Raw genomic sequence first — 22,596 nt, 5'->3', positions numbered from 1 at the left:
GCCCGTGACGTCCACCGGTTTCCCCTCAGGGCCGGAGCTCCCGCTCGGCGGCCTCCAGGGTCGCGTCGCTGATCCGCAGCAGGGGGACCAGCAGGACGAGCACGAGCAGCCCCATGCCGAGGAAGACCGCCCGCAGTCCGAGGAACTCGGCGATCAGGCCGCCCGCCGCAGCGCCCAACGGCATGGTGCCCCAGGCCAGCAGCCGGTACACGCTGTTGACCCGGCCCAGCAGCGCGTCGGGGGTCACGCGTTGGCGCAGGGACACCGTGATCACGTTCCACACGGTGATTCCCAGTCCTCCGAGGAAGAAGCCCAGACCCACCAGCCATGCGTCGGCGGTCATCCCGGGAACCCCCACCAGCAGGGCGAACAGGGGGACGCACAGCCACAGCGACCGGGCCCGGCCCACCGCGCGCTCGCACCACTCGGCAGCGAAGGAGCCCAGCAGGCTGCCCACCGCGGTGGCGGTCAACAGGACACCGAAGGCGGGCTCGGAGAGCCCCATGGGGGAGCCAGGGCCCACCGCGTACAGCACGAGGACCGCGAACGCGGCGCTGGTGGCGAAGTTGGAGGCGCCGACCATGGCGGCGAAGGAGCGCAGGAGCCCGTGCGACCAGAGGAACCGCAGTCCTTCGGCGATGTCCGCGCGCATGCCGGCGGACGGCCCGGTGCGCTCGACCCTGAACCGTCCGCGCACCAGGAGGAGCACGCCCGCGGCCGTGATCCACAGGGCCGCGGGGGTGAGCAGGGCCAGGGCCGCGCTCAACGCCACCAGCGCGCCGCCCAGGGGCGGGCCGACGAACTGGTTGGTGGTCAGCTCCACCGCGTACAGCCGCCCGTTGGCCCGGGAGAGCCGGTCCCGGTGGACCATCTGGGGCAGGATCGACTGTGCCGAGGTGTCGTACACGGTCTCGGTGGTACCGATCAGGAACGCTGCCGCGTAGAGCAGCCAGATCGAACCGAGGTCGAGTACCAGTGCCGCCGCCAGGGCGAGGACCAGGCCGCCGCGTACCAGGTTGGCGCCGAGCATCGCCCGTCGGCGGTCGGTCCGGTCGGCCAGGGCCCCGGCGGGCAGGGCGCACAGGAGCCACGGCAGGCCCAGGGCCGCGGTGACCCCCGCGACGAGCAGGGGGGAGTCGGTGAAGCGCAGGGCCGCCAGGGGCAGGACGACCTTCAGGACGCCGTCGGCCAGGTTGGACAGCCCGGAGGAGGTCCACAGCTGTCGGAAGGAGCCGCCCAGGGGGCCGGGGGCGGTGGTCGGGAGGGTGTCGGCGGGGAGGGTTTCGGGTGGGCGCCCGTTGTCGTCGACCATCAATTGAGATTGACAGATCGATTGGGATAATTCAATCAATTTGTGGTTGCCAATCGATCGGCTACGCTGACCCCCATGGCAGAACCGTCCGCCGAGCATCCCGAACCACCGGATCTCCGCCGCAGGCGGCGACCGGCCACCGCATGCGAGGCCAAGGCCCTGGGCCACCCGTTGCGCCTGCGCATCCTGCGCCTGTGCCTGACGCGTGAGCTCACCAACCGACAGCTCGCCGACCGGCTCGACACCAACCCGGGCACGGTTCTGCACCACGTGCGCACCCTGGTCGACGCCGGTCTGCTCGTCGCGGCCCCGGTGCGTACGGGCGCCGCCGGGGCGCTGGAGAAGCCCTACCGGGCCACCGGGGAGAGCTGGTGGCTGGACGGTCCCCTCGAGGGCCTGCCGGAGGAGCAGAGGACCTCACCGGTCACCGCCTTCACCCAGGAGCTCGACGAGGCGGGCCCGGCCGCGGTGCGCAGCTTCTCCCGCTTCGCCCTCCACCTGTCCGACGAGGACCTCGCCGAGCTCGACCGGCGCATCCTCGCCGTCCTCGACGAGTACGTGGCCACCGAGGACCAGCGTCTGGACCGACCCGTCTACGGCGGGGCGTTCGTCCTGCACCGCCCCTCGGACGAGGAGCCCGGGAGGGACCCGGAGAGCTAGAAGAACTGCCACGTCCCCCTCGGTGGCCGCTGGCCCTCGCCCGGCCGCGACCAGTCGCACACCCCCTCGGCGAAGACCTCCCGGGCACGCTCGGCCTGCTCCTCGTCGAACTCGGCCGGATGCGCCTCCTCGTCGAACGGGACCAGGCGGCACCTGACGACGTCGGAGGCCAGGGGGCCGCCCGCGGCGATCCTCGGGGAGGAGTGGGTGGGGAAGGCGTCCGCGCAGCGGTCGCCCCGCCCCTCCGGCAGCGGCAGCTGCGGGGCCACCACCCGTTCGCCGCCGATCCAGCAGGAGTCCGACAGCCATTCCGGACGGGTGGCGTCCAGGTGCTCCGCCGCGGACCCGCCCGGGTGGGCGCGGGCGTGTTCGGCGGCCGCGCCCACCCACGCGTCGAGTTCGGTCAGGGCGCGTCCGGCCACCGGCTGGTCCGCGGAGAACACCCCGCGGTAGTGGTCCTCCACCAGCATCACGTGGTTGTCGGCCGTGCCGTTGGCGGCCAGCAGCCGTTCGCGGGTGCTGAAGGAGTGGTAGCGCATGTGGATGTCGCCGCCCGCCGCGTCGTCCTGGTAGGGGCGGTGGTCGACGATCGGGATGTCGGCCAGCCCGCCGCCCCCGTGGAGCAGCCGCCCGCTCTCGTAGGCGGCCCGGACCGCGACCGGATCGCCCACCGTGCGCTCGGGGACCACGGCACCGTCCCCGTCGAACCCGCCCACGTGCTCGTTCAGGTGCAGGAACTCGTCGACACCGATACCGCCGTCGAGCAGCGCGGCCAGACCGTACTGGATCCCCACGTTGTCCAGCGGACGGCGCGGCAGACCGGTGTCCGGCCGGGTGCCGTAGACGTTGCGGGCGTGTGAGAACACGTCGCAACGCGCTCCGTCGGGGTTGTCACCGGGGTGGTAGCGCTCCTCGGCTGGCAGCGCCTCGGGGCACACGCCCCGGGGGTCGATCCGGGCCGCCGCGTCAGCCATCGCGCCGATGCCATCCCAGGTCCCGAAGCCGGACACCGCGCGCTGCTGCTCCCGGGTGAGCGCGCCGGGGTGCCTCTCGGCGTAGGAGTGCAGCAGGAGCGCGTCGGTGACCGCGGGCACGGTCGAGAAACCGACGTCGGGGTAGCTCTGCGAGACCACGATCCCGTCGAGCAGCCCCGGGTAGTTGTCACCGATCTGGTGCGACTGGTAAGCGCCGCCGGAGTTGCCCCAGCCCAGGGTGTGGTCGGGGGCCCCGTAGGCGAGGACGAACCGCTCCTTGACCGCGCTCATGGTCTCGGCGGCCAGCAGGTCGTCGCAGTTGTTGCCGAACACGTTCAGCGAGGCGGACGCCACCGCGTACCCCCGGGAGAGCATGCCGTGGTCCACCACCCCGGCGGTGCGGTCGCCCTGGACGAACCAACCGCCCGGGCACCCCCCGCCGAACTTGTACACCAGGCGCCGGTTCCAGCCCTCGGGGGCGGTCCACGGATCAGGGCCGGGGGTACGCGGGTCGTGCAGGACGGCGGTCTCGTACACGGCACGGTTGGCGGTCCCGGTCTCCACCCGCACCGTGTACGGCACCTGCGCACCGCTGGACGTGGTGGTGCGGGCGACGTCGGAGGGCAGACCGCCGCCCTCGGGCAGCGGGGCGAACTCTCCGCCCGTGGTGCGGTACACGTACCCCACCACGGTCTCCACCGAGCAGTCCTCGTCGAGCGGTACGCCCAGGTCGCCGCCCCAGGCGAGCGTGAAGTCCCCGGTCCGGCAGACGAACGGGTCCTGGTGCGGACCGGAGAACACCGGGCCCGCCGCCGGATGAGCGGTGACGACGGTGCTGGCCGGGTCGGGGGAGTCCCCGCCCGCGGCGGAGGCGACCAGGACGGTTCTCCCCTCGGGCAGCCCCGGCACCACCCCCTCCAGCACCTGCCCGCCCCCGGGCAGGTGCACGGGGCGGAGGGCGTCGGTGACGTCGGTGCCGCCCGCCCACAGCCGGACCCGGTGGGGTTCGACCGGTTCGGGCAGCTCCACCCGCACCAGCGCGGCACCGCCGGTAACGGTGTCCGCACGTGTGGACAGCACGCTTATCCGCAGCTCGTCGGGGTCACCCCCGCCCGGCGGCTGGGCGGGGGCCGCCGACGGCGGCAGCGTCAACGCCGTGGCGTGGTGGGCCAGAGGCGGGCCCGAGACGGTGAGGAGGGCGGCGACGACCGCTGAGCCCGCACCCAGGGCCGCACGGCCCGACACCGGCCTCACCGGGCGCCCCCGGAAGACCGGATCCCACCGGCGCGCGCAGGCGTGCCCGCTCCCGGGGCGGACCGGGGGCCCGGCTGGCAGTTCTGACCGCGCTCGCACTGGGCGATGGTCGCCGCGTGACACGGGCGGGGACCGAAGGCACACCGGCCGTGGGGCGGGCTTTGCACTCCCATGCCGCCACCGATACCCATATCGGGGACGGGGCCACCTGAACCCCCGGAACACCTCAGGGGCGGCTGACCTCCCGCCCGGTCACCCTCCCGGGGGTGATCTTCAGGACCTGGTCGCGCGGGCCCTCGGCCCAGGGCTGGGGCATACGGCCCTGGGGGATGCGCTCCAGTTCACCGGTGTCACGGACCCAGCGGCACCTCCCGGAGGCCAAAACGCTCCAGCCCTCGTGGTGCTCCTCGTCGAAGTGGTCGACCTGGAAGGCCGCGTACCCCCGCCCGTACCGCATGATCGTCCCGGCCAGCGTGGAGCGGAACACGACGGTGTCGTTGAGCAGGACGTAGTTGACGGGAAGCACGGTCGGCGCGGCGTCCCCGTCGATGGTGAAGGCCACCCGGCCGATACTGCGTGTGGCCATCAGGTTGAAGCAGGTCTGGCGCTCCAGGACGGTGAAGCGCGACCGGTCGTCGTCGGCCAGGTCGGCACCGGCCAGCAGCCGGTCGCCCTCCGTGAGGTGTTCGGTGCCCTCGAACTGGTCGGAGGCCTCCCGCGGTTCCGGGGGCGAACTCGCCCCCGCGACCCAACTCCGTCCCTGCTCCGACGCACCGGCACCGCTCGTCCCAACCATCACAAGCCCCCCGAAGATTGGTGCCCACTGTTGCTGACCCCGCCATCATCGCCGGTCACAGCCCCGAAGACAGGGACCGCGAGTCCTCCGGTCGACGGCGAAGGTCCTTTATGCGCACTACCCGCCGGGACACTCGCCTCAAACGGAAAGGGACGTTCGCCTCCTCTGGGAGCGATCACCGCTGGCTAGGGTGGAGGGGCACCGTGAAGGCGCACAGCGGCGGCCCTGCGGCCCGTACCCGGCCCGCAGCCGAACCGCGGCCCGTCCGAAGGTGTCCCACAACGGGGACGGGGCGACGGGCTGACCCACGACCCGGGGCGGTCGGGCCGCCTCAGGTCACCACATCCAGTGCTGAGGAGGTGCGCGCCTCATGGGCGGCAACACGACGATCAGGGTGTTCCTGGTGGACGACCACGAGATCGTCCGACGAGGGGTCGGATCACTCCTCGACGACGAGGACGGCATCGAGGTGGTCGGAGAGGCCGGGACCGCCGCGCAGGCCCTGGCCAGGGTGCCCGCGCTCGAACCCGACGTGGTCGTGCTCGACGTCCGCCTCCCCGACGGGGACGGCGTCACGGTCTGCCGGGACATCCGCTCGGTGCTTCCCGACACCCGCATGCTCATGCTCACGTCCTACTCCGACGACGAGGCGCTCTACGGCGCGGTCATGGCGGGGGCCTCCGGTTACATCCTGAAGCAGATCCACGGCACCGACCTGGTCGGCGCCGTCCGCACGGTCGCCCAGGGCCGTTCCCTCCTCGACCCCGAGTCCACCTCGCGCATGCTCAGACGGCTGCGGGAGGAGGCCGGGCGCAAGGACCCGTTGAGCGAGCTCACCGAACAGGAACGACGCGTCCTGGAACTGATCGGCGAGGGGCTGACCAACCGCGAGATCGGCGCCAGGATGTACCTGGCCGAGAAAACCGTGAAGAACTACGTGTCCCGCGTCCTGGCCAAGCTCGGGATGGCCCGCCGCACCCAGGCGGCCGCCTACGCCGTGCGCCTGTCCATGGACCAGACCTCCTGAGTCCTCGCCCCGGCGCCCGAGCGCTCCGGGGGACTACGCGGGTTCGTTCCCGGCGGAGTACCGTACCGGCACCGACCACTCGACCGCGGTGCCCTGGTCCGGGCCGGTGGCCACCGCCATGGTCCCGCCCAGCTCCTCGGCGCGGGAGGCGGTGTTGCGCAGCCCGCTGCGGGCCACACCCTCCGGGACGCCGCGACCGTTGTCGGACACCCGCAGGACCACGGAGCCGTCACCGACCGACACCTCCACGTCCACCGAGGTGGCCCCGGAGTGACGGGCGGCGTTGGACAGCAGCTCGCGCAGCACGGCGACCAGGTGTTCGCCCGCCCGCTCGTCCACCGCGTTGTCGACGGGCCCCTGGGTGAGCAGGCGCGGTGCGAACCCCAGGGTCTGGGCGGCGGTGCTGACCACCTCCGACACCTGGGAGCGCAGCCACGAGGAGCCGTCCTCGGCGGAGCTCTGCAGGGCGAAGATCGTGGACCGGATCTGTCTGATGGTGTCGTCCAGGTCGTCGACGGCGCCCTGCACACGTTTGGCCGAGGTGGAGTCGTCGATCCGCCGCACGGTGCCCATCAGCGTGATGGCCGTGGCGTACAGACGCTGGATGACCGTGTCGTGCAGGTCCCGGGCGATCCGGTCGCGGTCCTCCAGGACGCTCAGCCGTTCGGAGTCCAGCCGGGCCTCGGCCAGTTCCAGGGCGACCGCGGCCTGGTCCGCGAACGAGGACAGCATGTTCAGCCAGACGTTCTGGAAGGGCTCCCGTCCCCTGTCCCGGCCGAGCACCAGCACACCGCGGGCCCCGTCGGGCGGGCCGAAGGGAAGCACCAGGACCGGGCCCACCCCCATACGGGTCAGGAAACCGACCCCGAGGTGCTCGAACGAGGCCACGTCGGTCCGCACCGGGGTCCCGCTCAGGTAGACGCGGCCGAGCAGGGTCTCGGCCGCCCGGTTCAGGGTGGCGCCCCGCGCCCCCGCGGCCAGGGACCGGCACTGGTCCTCGGGGCCGTCCCACACCCGCACGGTGAGCGTCTCGGGCTCTTCGCCGGGCATGGCGATCACGGCGATGTCGGCCTGTGCCATCACCCGGGCCCGCCGTGCGACCAGTCGCAGGACCTCCTCGGGCGCGGCGCCCGACAGCAGTCGCGTGGTGATCTGCCCGGAGGCGTCCAGCCAGGTCTCCCGGCTCTGGGTCTGCGCGAAGAGCTGCGCGTTCTCGATGGCGGTGCCCGCGGCCGTGGCCAGTGCCCGCAGCAGCAGTTCGTCGTCGCCGGTGAACTCCGCGCCGTCGGTCTTGTCGGTCATGTACAGGTTGCCGAAGACCTGGTCGCGGATACGGATGGGCACCCCGAGGAAGGTGTGCATCGGCGGATGGCCCTCGGGGAAACCGCGCGACTCGGGGTGGTCGCGCACGTCCTTCAGGCGCAGGGGCTCGGGCTCCTTGATGAGCAGCCCGAGGATGCCCTCGCCCTTGGGCCAGTGGTCGATACGGGCGATCTCGTGCTGTTCCAGGCCCACGGGGACGAACCGGCTCATGTTCCCGTCGGGGCCGATCACCCCCAGCGCCCCGTAGCGCGCCTTCACCAGCCGGGTGGCGGTCTCGGTGATCCGCAGCAGCAGGGGTTCCAGTTCGAGTCCCTCGCCGATGGAGACGACGGCCTCCAGAAGCGTACGGATGCGTTCCTGGGTCTGGGAGATCTCGCTCATCCGCGACCGGACCTCGTCGAGGAGGTCGTCCAGGCGCACCTGGGGCAGCGACAGCCGGTCCTGGCCGGGGAGGTTGTCGGGGGCGCCGTCTGTCTCACGCATGGGGGACTCTTTCCGGCTGTCGTCTCGGGGCTGCAACCGAGTCTAGGGCCGGCTCTCCCGGCCTCCCAGCCGCCTCCGGGTCTCGGTCGTGCCTCAGCTCACCTGGTCTGAACAGGTATTTCTCCCAGCTGCCGTTTCGCCGTCGGTAAGAGCCGAAGGGCCCGCCCACCAGGGCCCTTCGACCCCCGGAGCCGTCCGCCGGTCGGGTCGCGCCGGCTCCCGCGCCCCGGCCCGCCTACGGCTCCCCGGTGGTGAACCGCACCGGTTCCGGGTCGAGCCCCTCGGGGCCGCCCCGGTACAGCGCGTAGCCGGTGGTGACGCCGTTCGGAAGCCAGCCGTCGGTGTCCAGCAGCAGGTCGGCGTACCCGTCATCGTCGTAGTCGGTCAGCGACCGGTGCCCGTAGGGGCCCAGGTCTCCCCCGTCCGGTACGGGCAAAGCCGCCGCGTCCGTACCGGTCAGCCCGTCGGGTCCGCCGAACAGGACCGTCGCGGTCCCGTAGGAGTGGGACGGCCCGGTCATGACCGCCGCGTCGTCGTAACCGTCGCCGTTGACGTCACCGACCAGCAGCCCGTTGCCGAAACCGTCCCCGTCGGCGGCCTCGCCGGGGACGCCCTCGCTGTCCCGGGTGATCCGGACCGGTTCCGCGTCCAGGAACCCGTCGGCGCCCGGGTAGACCTCCACGCGCCCCGGGTGCAGTTCGTCGTCGTGGCCGGGCTCGTTGTTGGGGATTCCGCTGACCCCGACGAGCAGGTCGGCGGTGCCGTCGGCGTCGAAGTCACCGCTCGTGTGGGCGTGGCCGGGCGCGGTGTCGCCGAGGATCTCCTCGGCCGGGCCGTCCGGACCCGAACGCAGGACCAGGTGGGGCGCCGGGGACTCGTCGTAGTTGCGGACCAGCAGCAGGTCCTGTGCCGCGTCGCCGTCGGCGTCGAACACCGCGAGTTCGGCGTCCCGGGCTTCCTCGGGCAGCGACAGGTCGCGGCTCCGGGCGGGGGAGCCGTCCCGTTCGAAGGGGCCCCGGTGGTAGACGGCCTCGTACTCGTCCATCGCGGCGCCCCGGAGACGGTCGAGGACGGCGGCGTCGGTGTGGCCGTCCCCGTCGAGGTCACCGACGGCCAGGGACACCGCGTACATGCCGGCGGGGTCGTCCGTCCGCAGCCAGGGCAGTGCCACCGCCTCCCCGGCGGGCCCGTCGGGGCCTCCCCACACCACGAAGCCGCTCCCGGCCCGCACGAGCAGGTCGGTGTACCCGTCTCCGTCCAGATCACCGGTTCCCAGGAGGGCGAGCTCCTCTCCCCCCGGCAGCCCCAGGTCGGCACGGGTCAGGGTGAGGCTCCGGTCGGGGTTCAGTCCGTCCTCGCCGCCGAACAGCGCCCCCACGTGGCGTTCGTCGGCCGTCGGATCGCCGGAGCGCCCGGTGAGTGCCAGGTCGGGGTGGCCGTCACCGTTGAGGTCGTCAGCGGCCGGGGCGGTGTCGGGGGTGTCGGCGCTGGTGGTCCCGGCCTCGTCCAGGTCGGCGGTCGGGGCACCGCAGGCGGTGACGAGGAGCAGGGTGGCTGCGGTCAGTGCAGTTCGTCGGCGGATGGGAGCTCCCGGGTCGGTTCGGAGCGGGGGATCGTTCACGGTGAGGACGCCCCGGCGTCCCGGGTTGTTTACCGGGCCAGGGTTCCGGTCCTCCCCGGCCCCCTCGCCGCGGTGTTCCGGATCCGGGCCGGGCGCTCCGTGCCCTGCTTCCGCGCGGCGGACCGCACCGAGGGCCGCGACGGTGCCCGGGCCCCTCGCGGCGACGGTGTCACGTTTGCGGGCGTCCGATCCGTCAGGTGGACCGAACGCCCAAAGGAAAGGTAAGAACCCATGACACACGAGATCCTGGTGCTCGGGGCGGGCTACGCGGGCCTGGCCGCGGCCGGACGGGCCGCCCGTAACATCCGCCGCGACCGGCTCGACGCCCGTATCACCCTGGTCAACGCGGCCCCCCACTTCGTCGAACGCGTCCGGCTCCACCAGATCGCCGTCGGCCAGGACGTCGGCGTGCACCCCCTGGCCGCCTCCCTCGACGGCACCGGGATCGAGCTGGTCGTCGGCGCGGTCGAGGAGCTCGACACCGGACGGCGCACGGTCCGGGTGCGTACCGGGCGCGGGGAGCGCGACCTGGGCTACGACACACTCGTCTACGCCCTCGGCAGCGACGCCGCGCGGGCCGGGGTGCCGGGTGTCGCCGAACACGCCCACGACACGGCCTCGCTGGAGGCCGCCCGCGCCCTGGAACGGCGGGTACGCGAGGAGGAGCCCCGAACCGTCGCCGTTGTGGGCGGCGGGTTCACCGGCCTCGAGGTGGCCACCGAACTCGCCGAGAGCCGCCCCGGCCTGCGCGTCGAACTGGTCACCGGCGGCCGGGCCGCAGACGGGGCCGGTCCGCGCGGCCGCGCCCACGTCCTCCGGGTCCTGCGCAGGATGGGGGTCGGTGTCCGTGAACACGCCCGTGTGGCCGAGGTGGACGCTGACGGCCTCCGGCTGGCCGACGGATCCCGGCTCGGGGCGCAGCTCGTGGTCTGGAACGCGGGCTTCGGGGTCGCGGGCCTGGCCGCCGCGGCCGGACTCACGGTGGACGGGCAGGGCCGCGCCGTGGTCGACGGCTTCCAACGCTCGGTCTCCCACCCCGACGTGTACGTGGTGGGAGACGCCGCGCACGCACCCGGAGTGGGCGGCCGACCCCAGCGGATGTCCTGCGCCATGGGGCTGCCCATGGGGTGGACCGCCGCGGACGCGGTCACCGCGCGCGTGGCCGGTCGCACCCCCGAACTCCCGCCGTACGGTTACCTCTTCCAGTGCGTGAGCCTGGGCCGTCGCGACGGACTCGTCCAGTTCGTACGCGCCGACGACTCCCCGGCCCGTCTCGTCCTCACCGGGCGGTCGGCCGCCCGGTACAAGGAGTTCGTCGTCGCCTCCGCCTACGGCGGGTTGAACGGCGGGCAGGGGCGGCCCGACCAGTACCTGGCGCTGGCCCGCTGGTCCGCCCGGCGCTTCGCCAGGCGTCACGGCGCACGGCGCACGGCCGCCGTCACGGGTTGGCGGGGTCGCCGGGAGCGGGCATCGTCATCTCCAGACCCCCGTTGATGCTGACGAAGGTGAGCGAGTGGGTGTACTCGCCGCTGGTGTGCTCCAACAGCACCGGGACCCCCTCCTCGTCCAGCCACAGGGTGAACGGGGAGCCGGGGTACTCCGCCAGTTCGAGGGCGTAGGCGTCGCCCGAGGCGACGAACTCCGGGACGGTGGAGGTGAAGGTGCCGCTGTAGCTGTGGGCCGACAGGGTCTCCTGGACCGAGTCGTGGCTACCGTCCTCGTTCCTCGCCGGGTAGTCCAGGTCGACCTCGCCCTCGCCGCCGTGGACCAGGTCCGTGGAGGTCGCCAGGATCTGGGACAGGCCCGCGGCGCCCACCGCGGGGTCGGCCATGAACCGGTCGGCGGGGGCGGGCTCGGCGACCTCCGCGAGGAGGCCGTCGCCGATCGCCCACAGGGTGTGCTCGGAGTTGCTGTAGTACACGGCGTTCAACATCCCCTCGCCGCCCAACTGGGAGTACACGACCTCCTCGGGGGTGTTCGTGTACCGCTGCCTCCCCCCGCGGGTCTTGAAGGGGTCGCCGCTCTCGTGCTCCAGCCTGACGAAGGTCTCGTAGTCGTCGGCGGTCTCGACGTGTTCCACCGCCGTGCGGATGCTGCTCTCGGCGTCGGCCGGGTCGTGCGCGGCCTGCTCCGTCTGCTCGGCGGCCTCGGTGTCCTCCTCCGCGCCGTCCCCCGCCGCGGAGCCGCCGAGGCTCTCGGGCAGGTAGGAGCAGCCGACCAGGCTCAGTGACACGGCGGCGGCGCCCAGCACCAGGGGCAGCCTTCCGGCCGACGGAAGGCATGGGTGACCGGACGGGCGGGGGCGGGACATGGGGACTCCTCGCGGGGGTCGGCAGTACGGTCGGGGTACAGGGGTGAACGCGGTGTCGGCGGTGGGCGACGACCGCATCACGTGGGTAGACGCGTGCCGCGGGGGAACGGTTCTCCGTTCCCGGGGATCGGCGGACCCCCGGCCCGTCCCGCGTCCGATACCGAGCAGGGGCAGCGCGCGGAGTTCAGCGCGCGGAGTAGCGGTCCCCGGACCCGAGCCGGGGGACCCCGCTGACCCGGACGATCCGGGTGCAGTTGTTCCTGGACCCCTTCACGAACTCCCCGTTGGGCCGGTCGCTGCGCTCGACCCACTCCCTGGCGGCGCTCACGCTCGCGCCGCCCGCCATCTGGCGTCGGCGCAGGCGCCGCTCGCGCACCCGGTCCTCGGCCTCGACGTACCACAGCTCCCCCAGGAGGCCGCGGACCCGGGACCACGGCTCCTCGTCGCTGGCCAGGTAGTTGCCCTCGGTCACGATCAGCCGGGTGTGCGGCTCGACCACGTGCTGGGCGGCGATCGGCTCGTGCAGCCTGCGGTCGTAGTCGGGCACGTAGACCGGATGGTCGGTCTCGGTCAGCAGGCGCCGCACCATCGCCAGGTAGCCGTGCGCGTCGAAGGTGTCGGGGGCGCCCTTGCGGTCCCGGCGGCCCAACCGGTCCAGTTGGGCGTTGGACAGGTGGAACCCGTCCATGGGCAGGTATCCGGCCGTCCCCGGCTCCGAACGTTCGTCGACCGCGTGCACCAGGTAACGGGCCAGGGTGGACTTTCCGGCCGCGGGAGCGCCGGCCAGCCCGAGTACCACGCGCCCGGGACCGTCGCAGGGACGCTCCGACGGCACCAGGGCGAGGGCGTCGGCGACGAGGGATTCGAGCATGGTCCCCAGCCTAGGGCGTGTTCGGTGGACGCTGCCCGTCGCGAGCGCGGCACGCGTCCGCGCAACGCGCCCCGGAGCCCGGACACGCGGCGGGGGAGACCCCGGCGGGGAGAGCCCCGCCGGGGAACGCGTCCGGTCAGGGGGCGTGGCCGACGTAGGCGAGCGCCTGGCGGACCAGCACGCCCTGACCGCCGGGCATCTCCGCGCGCACCTGCGGGCTGGTGGCCTCCTCCGGGGTGAACCACACCAGGTCCAGGGCGTCCTGGCGGGGCTGGCAGTCACCGCTCACCGGGACGACATAGGCCATGGCCACAGCGTGCTGGCGGGGGTCGTGGAACGGGGTCACGCCCGGGGTGGGGAAGTACTCGGCGACGGTGAAGGGCTGGGGGGAACTGGGGATGCGGGGCAGGGCGACCGGTCCCAGGTCCTTCTCCAGATGGCGCAGGAGCGCGTCCCGGACCCGCTCGTGGTACAGCACCCGCCCGGAGACCACCGAACGGTTGAAGGTGCCGTCGGGGTCGGCTCGCATCAGCAGCCCCACGTGGGTGACCGAACCGGCCTCGTCCACTCGGACGGGTACCGCCTGGACGTAGAGCACGGGTATGCGGGCGCGGACGCTCTCCAGCTCCGCGGAGGAGAACCAGCCGGGCTGGGTGTCGGCGGTTTCGGTCATCGGGTTCGCGGCCGTCCGGTTGCGCGGGGCAGCGGGCGTGCCGCTCCCTCCCTTCGCTCTCTGCGTGTCCATGGGGGCGGCGACCCCGTACCCCGTGGGGGGCGGTGGCACACCGACCGTCACACGGGTGTCCAAGTACCGCTTCTACCGCACCGGCGCGCGGAAAGCACGGTGCGGGTGCCTTTCCGGGAGTGTCCGAGAGAAGAGGGCGGGCCCCGGGCGGGGCCCGCGCGAGATCACGGTCGAAGGCCGAGGAGGGTGACGCCGAGGTGTCCTTGAGGCCACACCCGCGAGGATTCGAGGGTTTTTCTCATGGAGGGCCTCCCGGAACCTACCTGGAGAGGTTACGATCTCGTACGCGGTTGCGTAGTGGAAAGGTTACGTCCGGTGAGAGGTGGCCCGAGTGGCGAAGGATGCCCTGTTCTCGGCCCAGGAACGTTTTCCCTGTACGGGAGCGACGGTGGTGCGCGTCCACGGTGAAGTGGACCTGGCCACCGCCGACCACCTGCGTGACCGGTTGCTCCAGGCCGCGGAGGCGTCCCGGTGCGACTGCCTGGTCGTGGACATGTCCGGTCTCGGCTTCTTCGACGCGAGCGGAGTGCGCGCCCTGGTCTCGGTCTACCAGGTCCTGACCCGGCAGGGCCGCCACGTGGTCCTCGCCGAGCCGGCGCCCATCGCCGAACGGGTCCTGGACGCCCTCGGGATGCGGCGCCTGTTCGAGGTCTACCCGATGGTGGAGATGGCGCTCACCCACACCAGCGGCCTGCGCGTGGACGGCGAACCCATCTTCGACAAGCCGGTTCCCTGACCGGCCCTCCCGCCCGGTCCGCGTCCCGGGCGGGCGCCGGACCGGCCGGTACCGGCCCGGCCGACGCCCCGGGGAAGAGGGGCGCCGACCGCGGGTCGGCGGCCCCCTAGGGGAGGGCGGAGGGGCGCTCGGGCTCCGAGGACCCCTGATCACGGACCAGGAACGGCGCGAGGAGTTCGGGGACGGCCTCGTCCGCCCAGGCCAGCCCCTGGCCCAGGCCCACGTCCTGGGCGGTGTACAGCCCCTCTCCGGACGCCGTGGTCGCCGACACGTCGGCCAGGCCGAGCCTGCGCTGGAACGGTGAGCGCGTGACCCGCCAGCCGATCACCGACGAACGCTCCAGGGTGACCGTGTCCCGGACCGCCATGCCCTTGCGCACCACCAGGTACCCGCGGTGCAGGCCGTGGGCCAGGCCCCGGTAGGAACCGACCGCGTACCAGAACGCCGCCACGACGCCCAGCAGCGCCACCGCGATCCATCCCCAGCCCGGGGTGGCCTCGGCGCTGGGGGAGATCAACGGCACCGGCATGAACTCCGCCTCGGCCTCCTGGAGGACGTCCCACCAGGCCTCCGTGGCGAGCTGTTGCGCCCACGCGAGCACCCCGGCCAGAGCAAGGAGGACCACGGAGGCGAGTGCGGCACGGGTGAACCTGCGGCGTAGTGCCGCCTTCGGGTGCCGGGCCAACGGCACGTCCAGCGCGGAGTCGGGCTCGCGCATCAGGGCCGCCCCCAGCTCGCGGGCGCGCCTGACCGGCATCGCGGGGGACAGGCGGCTCTTGGCCTCGGTCTTCTGCGCGTCACCCGCGGACAGGCCCGTCGCCACCGCCCTGATGGACGCCCCGCCCACCGAGCGCAGCACGAACGGTTCGCGCAGGACCACACCGTTGAGACGGCGGCCCTCCACCGACAGGGACACACTGGTCAGCAGTCCCCGGCGCAGCCGCACCGTGCCGTCCTGCTCGCGGACGAGCCGGTAGTCCCACCAGGTCTCCACCGCGGTGGCGACCAGGACGACCACCCCGGACAGCAGCAGACCGAGCAGGGCGACGGGCAGGACCACCAGCAGTCGGCCCATCACGAAGCTGGACATCTCCTGGGCGCTGGGCAGGTCGGCCTGTTCGGAGATCCACTGCCAGCCGTGGCCGCCGGTCTGCGCGTTGAGGCCGATCAGGGCGGCGATCACACCGAGCCCGACACCGAGGGTCGCGGTGGTGGCGGGCGCGTAGGCGAACCAGCGCGGGTTCAGCCGGACCAGTTCGGTCCCCTCGTCCTCGGCCTCCTCGTCGCCGCCCTCCCCGCCGTCCGGGGGGCCCGCGGCCGGTGCGGTCCTGCGCAGGAGCTCGCGGCGCAGTCGCTCACCCTGTCCCGCCGTGACGTAGAGCAGCTGGAGCTGGTCGGTGCCGCCCGCACCGGCCGACTCGCCGGTCCCCACGGTCACCGAGCACAGGCCGAAGATCCGCACGTAGACCGGTGCGGCCACGTCCACGCTGCGCACGCGTTCCCGGGGGATGGAACGGTAGGCCTTGGCGATGATCCCCGAGCGCATCTCCATGCGTTCGGGGGTGACCCGGTACCGGGTGGCGCGGAGCCGGAGCAGGTCGAGGTAGGTCATCAGGGCGATGAAGGCCAGGGTCGCGGGCAGGGGCAGCAGCGCCCACAGGCTCGAGACGTCCACGACGAACAGGACGACGGTCCCGACGATCGCGGCGGGCACCATGAACAGTGCCACGACCACGGTGCTGGCCCACACGCTGAGCGTGCTCAGGCCCTCCCACCGGACCTCCTCGTTCTGGCCGGGCTGCCGGTCCTGTCCGTGCGGGAGCTCCCCGTGCTGTTCCCCGTCCGGGCGGCGGTCGTCGTGGGAGGTCATGTCGCGTCCCCCGGGATCGCCTCGGTGCTGTCGGTGAGCTGGTCGGCGACCTCGGTCGCCAACGTGTGGTCCAGGCCGCTGATCTCGATGGGGCCGGCGGCGGACGCGGTCGTCACGGTCACGCTCGACAGCCCGAACACTCTCTGCAGGGGGCCGCGCGCGGTGTCGACGGTCTGGATGCGCGACATCGGGGCGACCCGCCACTCCTGCCAGAGCCACCCGCTGGCGGTGTAGACGGCGGTGTCGGTGATCTCCCAGCGGTGGACGCGGAAACGCCACTGCGGCATCGCCACGGTGATCAGGAGCCCGACCCCGCCCAGGATCCCGGCGGCGAGCAGGAACCACGGACGCACCGGCTCCCAGATCAGCGCGGGCACCACGGGTACGACGGTGAGGACGACCGTCACCGCGAGGGACCGGGTCGTCCACCACCAGACGGCGCGTCGGTCCACACGGTGGTTGGGCGGGCGCAGGCGTGGGGCGTCGGTGTTCATCGGGTCGACGTCTCCTCTCGGTCGGTGGCCCCGGGGGGGCGGGGTGCCTATTAAAAGTGATATCACAATGCTATGCTCAAGTCATCACCTGAAAGAGCGGCAGCCCAGGAGGGCGGAAAACCGATGAGCGACACCCCCAGTGTCACCAGACCCGCACCGCAGTACCGGGAGCGCGCGGCCTTCGGCTACGGCGGGATCCCCGTGTTCGCGGTGGCCGTCGTACTGTTCCTCGGCGGCGGCGGGATCGCCCTCCTGCCGCTGATCGGGTTTCCCGGAGCGCTGATCGCCGTGGGTGTCGTGATCGCCGCCGTCGGCCTCGTGCTCTCGATCGGGCTGACCATGGTCGCGCCCAACGAGGCCCAGGTCGTCCAGTTCTTCGGCCGCTACGTCGGAACCATCCGCACCGACGGTCTGCGCTGGGTCAACCCGCTGACCGTGCGCAACGCGATCTCCACCAGGATCCGCAACCACGAGACCTCCGTCATGAAGGTCAACGACGCCTCCGGCAGCCCGATCGAGATCGCGGCCGTCGTCGTCTGGCAGGTTGAGGACACCGCCCGGGCCTCCTTCGAGGTGGACGACTTCATCCAGTTCGTCTCCACCCAGACCGAGGCCGCGGTCCGGCACATCGCGGGCAAGTACCCCTACGACTCCTACGGCGACGAGGCCGCTCCGTCACTGCGCGACAGCGCCGACGCCATCACCGAACAGCTGTCCAAGGAGGTCGCCGAGCGGGTCGACGCGGCGGGTGTGAAGATCGTGGAGTCCCGGTTCACCCACCTGGCCTACGCCCCCGAGATCGCCCAGGCCATGCTGCAGCGCCAGCAGGCCAGCGCCATGATCGCGGCCCGCGCCGAGATCGTCGAGGGTGCCGTCAGCCTGGTCGACCGAGCCCTGGAGCGTCTGGCGGACGAGAACGTGGTGGACCTCGACGAAGAGCGCAAGGCAGCCATGGTCAGCAACCTGCTCGTGGTGCTGTGCTCGGACCGCCCCGCCAGTCCCGTCGTCAACACCGGGACCCTCTACCAGTAGATCCGGGTGAGGTGCCGTGCCCGAGCGCAAGAAGGTACTGCTGCGGCTCGACCCCGCCGTCCATGACGCGATCGCGCGCTGGGCCGGGCACGAGTTGCGCAGTACCAACGCCCAGATCGAGTTCCTCCTGCGCCGTGCCCTGGACGAGGCGGGACGGATGCCCGAGGAGGCGGGGGACATCCCCCGCAGGGGCAGACCCCGCAGAACCGGGCCCGACCCCGGGGAGGATTCCGGGGAGACGGGAAGCGCGCGGGAATGACCCCGAGAACGTGCGGGAGCCGGGTACCCGAAGGGGGCACCCGGCTCCGCGCCGTCGTGTCGGGGGCCTACGCGTCGCTCTCCGGCTGCTCCGCTTCCTCTGCCGTCCTCGCGTCCTCCGGGCCGCCGATGTGCTGACGCCAGTCGCCGTCCAGTCGCAGTAGCCACTGAGGTGCGACGCGCACCGGGAAGGGCAGCTCGGTGTCCAGTACCGCCGCCCCGAAGGCTGCGGCCACCTCGGTGTACTCGCCGTTCTTCAACCGCAGCTCGATGATGCTCGGTTCGTCTCGGTCCGGGGTGATCAGCCAGTACGAGGGGATCCCGAACTCCGCGTACTCGCGGCGTTTGGTGTGGTGGTCCCGCAGAACACTCTCGGGGGAGACCACCTCCACAGCCAGTAGCGGAGGTTTGGTCGTGTACGGCATCTGGAAGTCCTGGTTCCTGATCACGGCGACGTCGGGGATGCGGTGACGCGTTCGCTCCGGGTTGAGAGTGATACCAGGGCCGTCCATGACCAGGACTCCTGTGGGAGCACAGTTGCTGAGATGAGTGGTGAGACGCCCGGTGACGAGAGTGTGGAAGCTGACGGGAGCGGGAGACACGTCAAGCCTCCCGTCGACCAGCTCGTAGCGCCGTCCGTCGTCCGGCGTGCGTCGCAGGTCGTCCACGGTGAGCGGTGCCGGTTCCAGATCCGCCTTGCTGGTAGCCATGACAGTCATAATGCCTCCTTGATCGCATGGAGACCAGCGTGTCGGGGCTCCGGGGCGTGCGGGGTGGGAATCGCTGGATTCGCGAGTAAGTGCCCACATCGTTCGCCTTCCGGGGATGCCCGTAACTGGCGGTGGCACCCGCCCCCGCCTCCGCCAGCCCTAACCCAGAGCGGCCGCGGCGGCCCGGCCCGCGGTCCGGCCGGAGAAGATGCAGCCGCCCAGGAAGGTGCCCTCCAGGGAGCGGTAGCCGTGCACGCCGCCGCCGCCGAACCCGGCGACCTCGCCGGCCGCGTACAACCCGGGCAGCGGGGTGCCGTCGGCGCGCAGTACCCGCGCGTCCAGGTCGGTGTGCAGGCCGCCCAGCGTCTTGCGGGTCAGGATGTGCAGGCGCACCGCGATCAGCGGCCCCGACTTCGGGTCGAGGATCTGGTGCGGGGCCGCCACCCGGGCGATCCGGTCGCCCCTGTAGTTGCGGGCCCCGTGGATCGCCATGACCTGGAGGTCCTTGGTGAAGGTGTTGGCCATCTCCCGGTCGCGGGCCACCACCTCGCGGGTCACGGTGTCGGCGTCGAGCGCGTCGTCTCCGGAGATCTCCTTCATCCTGCGGATCAGTTCGGGCAGCCTGTCCGCGACCACGAAGTCGGCCCCGTGCTGCTTGAAGGCCTCCACCGGCCCGGGGGCGCCGGGCAGCACCCGCTGGAGGACCAGCTTGAGGTCCTTGCCGGTCAGGTCGGGGTTCTGCTCGGAGCCGGAGAGGCCGAACTCCTTCTCGATGATCTTCTGCGAGAGCACGAACCACGTGTACTCGTGCCCGCTCCTCATGATGTGGTCCAGGGTCCCCAGGGTGTCGAAGCCCGGGAAGTACGGGGCGGGCAGCCGTTTGCCGGTCGCGTCCAGCCACAGGGACGAGGGGCCGGGCAGGATCCGGATGCCGTGCCCGGCCCAGATCGGGTCCCAGTTCTGGATGCCCTCGGTGTAGTGCCACATCCGGTCGCGGTTGATGATCTCGCCGCCGGCCCTCTCGGTGATGCCGAGCATCCGGCCGTCCACGTGGGCGGGCACACCCGAGAGCATGTGCTCGGGCGCGGTGCCCAGCCGTTCGGGCCAGTTCCGGCGCACCAGGTCGTGGTTGGCGCCGATGCCGCCGGAGGTCACGATGACGGTCTGCGCGCCGACCTCGAACTCGCCCGCGGCGTCCCGGTTGCTGGCCTGTCCCCGTTCGATGTCGCTCGGCGCCAGCACCGTGCCGCGCACGCCGGTGACCGTGCCGTCGGTCACGACGAGCTCGTCCACCCGGTGCCGGAAGCGCAGGGAGACCAGGCCGCGCTCGGCCGCGGCGCGGACCCGGCGCTCGAAGGGCTCGACCACGCCGGGGCCGGTCCCCCAGGTGATGTGGAAGCGGGGCACGGAGTTGCCGTGCCCGTCGGCGAGGTAGCCGCCGCGCTCGGCCCAGCCCACGATGGGGAAGAGCTTGAGGCCCTGCTGGCGCAGCCAGGAGTACTTCTCCCCGGCGGCGAAGTCCACGTAGGCCTCGGCCCACCTGCGCGGCCACTCGTCCTCGGGGCGGTCGAAGGCGGCGGTGCCCATCCAGTCCTGGAGGGCCAGTTCCCTGGAGTCCCTGATGCCCATACGGCGCTGTTCGGGTGAGTCGACGAAGAACAGCCCGCCGAAGGACCAGAACGCCTGTCCGCCCAGGGACTGCTCGGGTTCCTGGTCCAGCAGGATCACCCGTCTGCCCGCGTCGGCCAGTTCCGCCGCCGCTGCCAGTCCGGCCAGCCCTGCGCCGACGACGATGGCGTCGGCCTGGTCGACTCCGGTACCCATGCGGTTCTCCTCGGGGGTCGTCCGCGCCCGGCGCGGGCACGGTGTGCGCGATGGTGACGACTGTGCACCCGCGTGCCGCCGACGGCAAGAGCGGTGTGTGTTGCGCGCCACATCATTTGTCAGAGTGTGACAAAAGAGTGCGGATCGGACAGAATCGCGCTGCTGCGACCCCGTGGCCCCGCTCACCACGGTCATCGCAGGTCACAGTGTGTTCCTCCGAGAAAGAGTCCCCCGTGTACTTCCATCCCCCGACCCTCGACCTCGGTCCGGCGGCCGCCTGGATCGGCCTGGCCCTCCTCCTCTGCCAGGTGTTCGCGCCTCCGCTGCTGCGGTCGTGGAACTCCCGCTTCCAGGAGCTGCTCCTCGCGGACGAACGCGCGAAGGCGCACCGTATGGCGTTGCACCTGGGCGGCTGGTGCGTCCTCGCTGAGGTCCTGCTGGTGATGGCCTTCGTCGGGACGGCCGCCGCGGTGACACCGGCCGACATCGGTCTGGCTCCGCTCACCTTCGCCGACAGGGGCTCTCCCGGGCTGGTGCTCCTGGCGGCGGGCCTCGCCGCGGGCTTCGTGTACTTCCTCGCCGTGCTGGTCAGGGCGAACCTGCGGGTGCTGCGGTACCTGCGCTCGGGCGTGGTGCCGGCCGGAACCGACCGCGACCAGTTCCTGCTGCTCCCCAGGGACCTGCGCGAACACCGGGTACGGGCCCTGGTCTTCGCCCTGAACGTGTTCTCCCAGGTCCTCGTGGTGTACGTGGTCCTCTTCCCGCTGCTGGCGACGCTCACCGAGCCGATGCTGGCCGTCGTCGTCCTCGGCCTGCTCGGCGGTTGGCAGTCCGTGGGGCACGGCGGGGGCCAGATCCTGGTGATGTCCTGCCTGACAGCCCTGGGGCTGTTCCTCTACGCGACGGTGCTCCCCGGTTCGCTGCTGGTCCCGCTCCTGGTCTGGGGCTCCTACGGAGCGGTCATGCTGGGGGCGGAGCGTGCCATGACGGGTATGCCGGTCCCACGGGTCTCCCGGCCGCTGCCGCCGCTCGAGGTGACCGTGCTCGACGCCGACGGCAACCCGGTCGAGCGCCCCGGCCGCTGAGCCCGCTCCCCGGCACGGGGGCACACGTCGAGGCCCCTTGAACCCAAGGTTCCGGGGGCCTCGACGTGTGCGTCGTTGCCCGGGGTGCCGGGTCAGGCGCCGAAGCGCACCAGTGACCTGCCGCCCTTGCCCTGGCGCATGCGCTCGAAGGCCTCGGGGACGCCCTCCAGCGAGATCTCGTCGGTGATCATCGCGGCGAGCTTCAGCTCTCCCGCACGGACCGCCTCGGCGAGCACCGGGATGTCCCGGGCCGGGTCGCTGGAGCCGTACACGCACCCCTGGAGCGTGCGTGCCTGGTGGAACAGCTCCAGGGAGTTGAAGGAGACCTCGTCCTTCTTCGAGCCCAACCCCACCACCGTCACGGTGCCGCCCCGGCGGGACGAGTTCCACGCGGTACGCACCACCTGGGCCTTGCCGACCACCTCGAAGGCGTGGTCGACCCCCCGCCCGCCGGTCAGCTTGCGCACCGACCTGTGCACCTTCGGGTCGGTGACCAGGAACTCGGTGGCGCCCAGGGAACGGGCCAGCTCCTCCTTCTCCGCGGAGACGTCGACCGCGATCAGCGGGTCGGCCCCCGCCATCCGGGCGGCCTGGAGGAGGGACAGGCCCACCCCGCCCAGCCCCAGCACCAGAGCGGACTGGCCCGCCCGCAGCTTGGCGGCGTTGTTGACGGCGCCCCATCCGGTGATCGCCGCGCAGCCCAGCATCGCCGCGACCGCCAGGTCGATCCCGTCCGGCAGCGGGACGAGCGCGCCGACCGGAACGATCGTGGCCTCGGCGAAGGCGCCGGTGTTCAGCCCCGGGTGGACCGGGGTGCCGTCGGTGAGTTCGGCGTAGGGGGAGAGCATCCGGTCCAGGGCGTGCTCGCACAGGTAGGGTTCGCCCTGATCGCAGAACCAGCACGCACGGCAGGGCGGCGCCCAGTTCAGGATGACCTGTTGGCCGGGCGAGAACTCGGTGACGCCGGGGCCGATCGCCTCGACGGTGCCCGTTCCCTCGTGGCCCAGGACCGCGGGCCAGGGCTGGGCGAGGGTTCCGTTGGCCAGGGAGAGGTCGGAGTGGCACACGCCCGCCGCGACCATCCGCACCCTCACCTCGCCCGGACCGGGGTCGGGCAGGACGACCTCGCGGATCTCGGGGGGTGCGTCGGTCTCGTGGAAGACGGCTGCCTTGACGGTCGTACTCATGAGGAGGTCTCCAATCGCGGAAC

Annotated in this window: 20 protein-coding genes; 7 read left to right on the top strand and 13 right to left on the bottom strand. The window is 72.3% G+C overall.

Annotated elements, in window-relative coordinates; genetic code table 11:
- Positions 1–25 precede the first annotated feature (25 nt).
- Positions 26–1,312, bottom strand: a complete 1,287-nt coding sequence (locus tag AC0VYD_RS14705) for an MFS transporter (protein ID WP_475476102.1) — start codon at positions 1,310–1,312, stop codon at positions 26–28.
- A 75-nt stretch (positions 1,313–1,387) separates the two neighbouring features.
- Between AC0VYD_RS14705 and AC0VYD_RS14700 the strand changes: the two genes are divergently transcribed.
- The gene (locus AC0VYD_RS14700; RefSeq protein WP_475476101.1) at positions 1,388–1,972 is read left to right on the top strand and encodes a helix-turn-helix domain-containing protein; all 585 of its coding nucleotides are present in this window, start codon (positions 1,388–1,390) and stop codon (positions 1,970–1,972) included.
- Here the strand turns inward: AC0VYD_RS14700 and AC0VYD_RS14695 are convergent.
- Together AC0VYD_RS14695 and AC0VYD_RS14690 are read right to left on the bottom strand one after the other, a co-directional pair.
- Positions 1,969–4,191 carry a DUF6351 family protein gene (locus tag AC0VYD_RS14695; protein WP_475476100.1) on the bottom strand — a complete coding sequence of 741 codons (2,223 nt, stop codon included), beginning with the start codon at positions 4,189–4,191 and terminating at the stop codon, positions 1,969–1,971. The two genes, AC0VYD_RS14700 and AC0VYD_RS14695, sit on opposite strands and share 4 nt — an antisense overlap.
- A 235-nt stretch (positions 4,192–4,426) precedes the next feature.
- On the bottom strand, positions 4,427–4,996 hold the full coding sequence (locus AC0VYD_RS14690; protein WP_475476099.1) for a pyridoxamine 5'-phosphate oxidase family protein: 570 nt from the start codon (positions 4,994–4,996) through the stop codon (positions 4,427–4,429).
- Between the two features lie 370 nt (positions 4,997–5,366).
- Here AC0VYD_RS14690 and AC0VYD_RS14685 point away from each other — a divergent pair, with 370 nt between their 5' ends.
- Positions 5,367–6,023, top strand: a complete 657-nt coding sequence (locus tag AC0VYD_RS14685; protein WP_475476098.1) for a response regulator — start codon at positions 5,367–5,369, stop codon at positions 6,021–6,023.
- A 33-nt stretch (positions 6,024–6,056) separates the two neighbouring features.
- Here AC0VYD_RS14685 and AC0VYD_RS14680 read toward each other — a convergent pair whose 3' ends face one another.
- Both AC0VYD_RS14680 and AC0VYD_RS14675 read right to left on the bottom strand, forming a co-directional pair.
- Positions 6,057–7,829 carry a sensor histidine kinase gene (locus tag AC0VYD_RS14680; RefSeq protein ID WP_475476097.1) on the bottom strand — a complete coding sequence of 591 codons (1,773 nt, stop codon included), beginning with the start codon at positions 7,827–7,829 and terminating at the stop codon, positions 6,057–6,059.
- A gap of 235 nt (positions 7,830–8,064) precedes the next feature.
- Positions 8,065–9,450, bottom strand: a complete 1,386-nt coding sequence (locus AC0VYD_RS14675) for an FG-GAP repeat domain-containing protein (RefSeq protein WP_475476096.1) — start codon at positions 9,448–9,450, stop codon at positions 8,065–8,067.
- A gap of 231 nt (positions 9,451–9,681) precedes the next feature.
- Between AC0VYD_RS14675 and AC0VYD_RS14670 the strand changes: the two genes are divergently transcribed.
- Entirely contained in the window at positions 9,682–10,944 is a 1,263-nt protein-coding gene (locus tag AC0VYD_RS14670) for an NAD(P)/FAD-dependent oxidoreductase (RefSeq protein WP_475476095.1), read from the top strand.
- On the opposite strand, the gene AC0VYD_RS14665 is transcribed toward AC0VYD_RS14670, so the two are convergent.
- The 3 genes from AC0VYD_RS14665 to AC0VYD_RS14655 all read right to left on the bottom strand — a co-directional run bounded on the left by AC0VYD_RS14665 (position 10,889) and on the right by AC0VYD_RS14655 (position 13,305).
- A complete protein-coding gene (locus tag AC0VYD_RS14665) occupies positions 10,889–11,761 on the bottom strand; it encodes a hypothetical protein (protein WP_475476094.1) in 873 nt (290 codons plus the stop codon). The genes AC0VYD_RS14670 and AC0VYD_RS14665 overlap by 56 nt on opposite strands.
- 184 nt (positions 11,762–11,945) lie before the next feature.
- A complete protein-coding gene (locus tag AC0VYD_RS14660) occupies positions 11,946–12,632 on the bottom strand; it encodes a nucleoside/nucleotide kinase family protein (RefSeq protein ID WP_475476093.1) in 687 nt (228 codons plus the stop codon).
- 136 nt (positions 12,633–12,768) lie between these two features.
- Entirely contained in the window at positions 12,769–13,305 is a 537-nt protein-coding gene (locus AC0VYD_RS14655) for an NUDIX hydrolase family protein (protein ID WP_191269500.1), read from the bottom strand.
- A 403-nt stretch (positions 13,306–13,708) separates the two neighbouring features.
- Here AC0VYD_RS14655 and AC0VYD_RS14650 point away from each other — a divergent pair, with 403 nt between their 5' ends.
- The gene (locus AC0VYD_RS14650; RefSeq protein ID WP_475476092.1) at positions 13,709–14,113 is read left to right on the top strand and encodes an STAS domain-containing protein; all 405 of its coding nucleotides are present in this window, start codon (positions 13,709–13,711) and stop codon (positions 14,111–14,113) included.
- 106 nt (positions 14,114–14,219) lie between these two features.
- Here the strand turns inward: AC0VYD_RS14650 and AC0VYD_RS14645 are convergent, their stop codons facing one another.
- Both AC0VYD_RS14645 and AC0VYD_RS14640 read right to left on the bottom strand, forming a co-directional pair.
- Positions 14,220–15,983 (bottom strand): PH domain-containing protein, encoded by a 1,764-nt coding sequence (locus AC0VYD_RS14645; RefSeq protein ID WP_475476091.1) that lies wholly within the window; start codon positions 15,981–15,983, stop codon positions 14,220–14,222.
- Entirely contained in the window at positions 15,980–16,477 is a 498-nt protein-coding gene (locus AC0VYD_RS14640) for a PH domain-containing protein (RefSeq protein ID WP_475476090.1), read from the bottom strand. Before AC0VYD_RS14640 ends, AC0VYD_RS14645 begins: the two co-directional genes overlap by 4 nt.
- Before the next feature lie 123 nt (positions 16,478–16,600).
- Between AC0VYD_RS14640 and AC0VYD_RS14635 the strand changes: the two genes are divergently transcribed.
- Positions 16,601–17,509, top strand: coding sequence for an SPFH domain-containing protein (locus tag AC0VYD_RS14635; protein WP_475476089.1), 909 nt, complete (start codon positions 16,601–16,603; stop codon positions 17,507–17,509).
- Between the two features lie 16 nt (positions 17,510–17,525).
- Positions 17,526–17,768, top strand: a complete 243-nt coding sequence (locus AC0VYD_RS14630) for a type II toxin-antitoxin system antitoxin (RefSeq protein ID WP_475476088.1) — start codon at positions 17,526–17,528, stop codon at positions 17,766–17,768.
- A 67-nt stretch (positions 17,769–17,835) separates the two neighbouring features.
- Here the strand turns inward: AC0VYD_RS14630 and AC0VYD_RS14625 are convergent, their stop codons facing one another.
- Entirely contained in the window at positions 17,836–18,486 is a 651-nt protein-coding gene (locus tag AC0VYD_RS14625) for a Uma2 family endonuclease (protein ID WP_475476087.1), read from the bottom strand.
- A 150-nt stretch (positions 18,487–18,636) separates the two neighbouring features.
- Positions 18,637–20,301, bottom strand: a complete 1,665-nt coding sequence (locus AC0VYD_RS14620) for an FAD-binding dehydrogenase (protein ID WP_475476086.1) — start codon at positions 20,299–20,301, stop codon at positions 18,637–18,639.
- Positions 20,302–20,534: 233 nt separating this feature from the next.
- Here AC0VYD_RS14620 and AC0VYD_RS14615 point away from each other — a divergent pair, with 233 nt between their 5' ends.
- The gene (locus AC0VYD_RS14615; protein ID WP_475476085.1) at positions 20,535–21,386 is read left to right on the top strand and encodes a hypothetical protein; all 852 of its coding nucleotides are present in this window, start codon (positions 20,535–20,537) and stop codon (positions 21,384–21,386) included.
- A gap of 92 nt (positions 21,387–21,478) precedes the next feature.
- On the opposite strand, the gene AC0VYD_RS14610 is transcribed toward AC0VYD_RS14615, so the two are convergent.
- Positions 21,479–22,573 carry a Zn-dependent alcohol dehydrogenase gene (locus tag AC0VYD_RS14610; RefSeq protein WP_475476084.1) on the bottom strand — a complete coding sequence of 365 codons (1,095 nt, stop codon included), beginning with the start codon at positions 22,571–22,573 and terminating at the stop codon, positions 21,479–21,481.
- Positions 22,574–22,596 lie beyond the last annotated feature (23 nt).

It is taken from the genome of Nocardiopsis sp. iso_40 (assembly GCF_056173285.1).
The sequence above is the reverse complement of the archived record's forward strand: the minus strand, read 5'-3'. Positions and strand labels throughout refer to the sequence as shown.

Coding starts and splice junctions, on each gene's coding strand:
- AC0VYD_RS14705 (WP_475476102.1), bottom strand. CDS start 1,312: ATGGTCGACGACAACGGGCGCCCACCCGAAACCCTCCCCGCCGACACC.
- AC0VYD_RS14700 (WP_475476101.1), top strand. CDS start 1,388: ATGGCAGAACCGTCCGCCGAGCATCCCGAACCACCGGATCTCCGCCGC.
- AC0VYD_RS14690 (WP_475476099.1), bottom strand. CDS start 4,996: ATGGTTGGGACGAGCGGTGCCGGTGCGTCGGAGCAGGGACGGAGTTGG.
- AC0VYD_RS14685 (WP_475476098.1), top strand. CDS start 5,367: ATGGGCGGCAACACGACGATCAGGGTGTTCCTGGTGGACGACCACGAG.
- AC0VYD_RS14680 (WP_475476097.1), bottom strand. CDS start 7,829: ATGCGTGAGACAGACGGCGCCCCCGACAACCTCCCCGGCCAGGACCGG.
- AC0VYD_RS14670 (WP_475476095.1), top strand. CDS start 9,682: ATGACACACGAGATCCTGGTGCTCGGGGCGGGCTACGCGGGCCTGGCC.
- AC0VYD_RS14665 (WP_475476094.1), bottom strand. CDS start 11,761: ATGTCCCGCCCCCGCCCGTCCGGTCACCCATGCCTTCCGTCGGCCGGA.
- AC0VYD_RS14660 (WP_475476093.1), bottom strand. CDS start 12,632: ATGCTCGAATCCCTCGTCGCCGACGCCCTCGCCCTGGTGCCGTCGGAG.
- AC0VYD_RS14655 (WP_191269500.1), bottom strand. CDS start 13,305: ATGACCGAAACCGCCGACACCCAGCCCGGCTGGTTCTCCTCCGCGGAG.
- AC0VYD_RS14645 (WP_475476091.1), bottom strand. CDS start 15,983: ATGACCTCCCACGACGACCGCCGCCCGGACGGGGAACAGCACGGGGAG.
- AC0VYD_RS14640 (WP_475476090.1), bottom strand. CDS start 16,477: ATGAACACCGACGCCCCACGCCTGCGCCCGCCCAACCACCGTGTGGAC.
- AC0VYD_RS14635 (WP_475476089.1), top strand. CDS start 16,601: ATGAGCGACACCCCCAGTGTCACCAGACCCGCACCGCAGTACCGGGAG.
- AC0VYD_RS14625 (WP_475476087.1), bottom strand. CDS start 18,486: ATGACTGTCATGGCTACCAGCAAGGCGGATCTGGAACCGGCACCGCTC.
- AC0VYD_RS14620 (WP_475476086.1), bottom strand. CDS start 20,301: ATGGGTACCGGAGTCGACCAGGCCGACGCCATCGTCGTCGGCGCAGGG.
- AC0VYD_RS14610 (WP_475476084.1), bottom strand. CDS start 22,573: ATGAGTACGACCGTCAAGGCAGCCGTCTTCCACGAGACCGACGCACCC.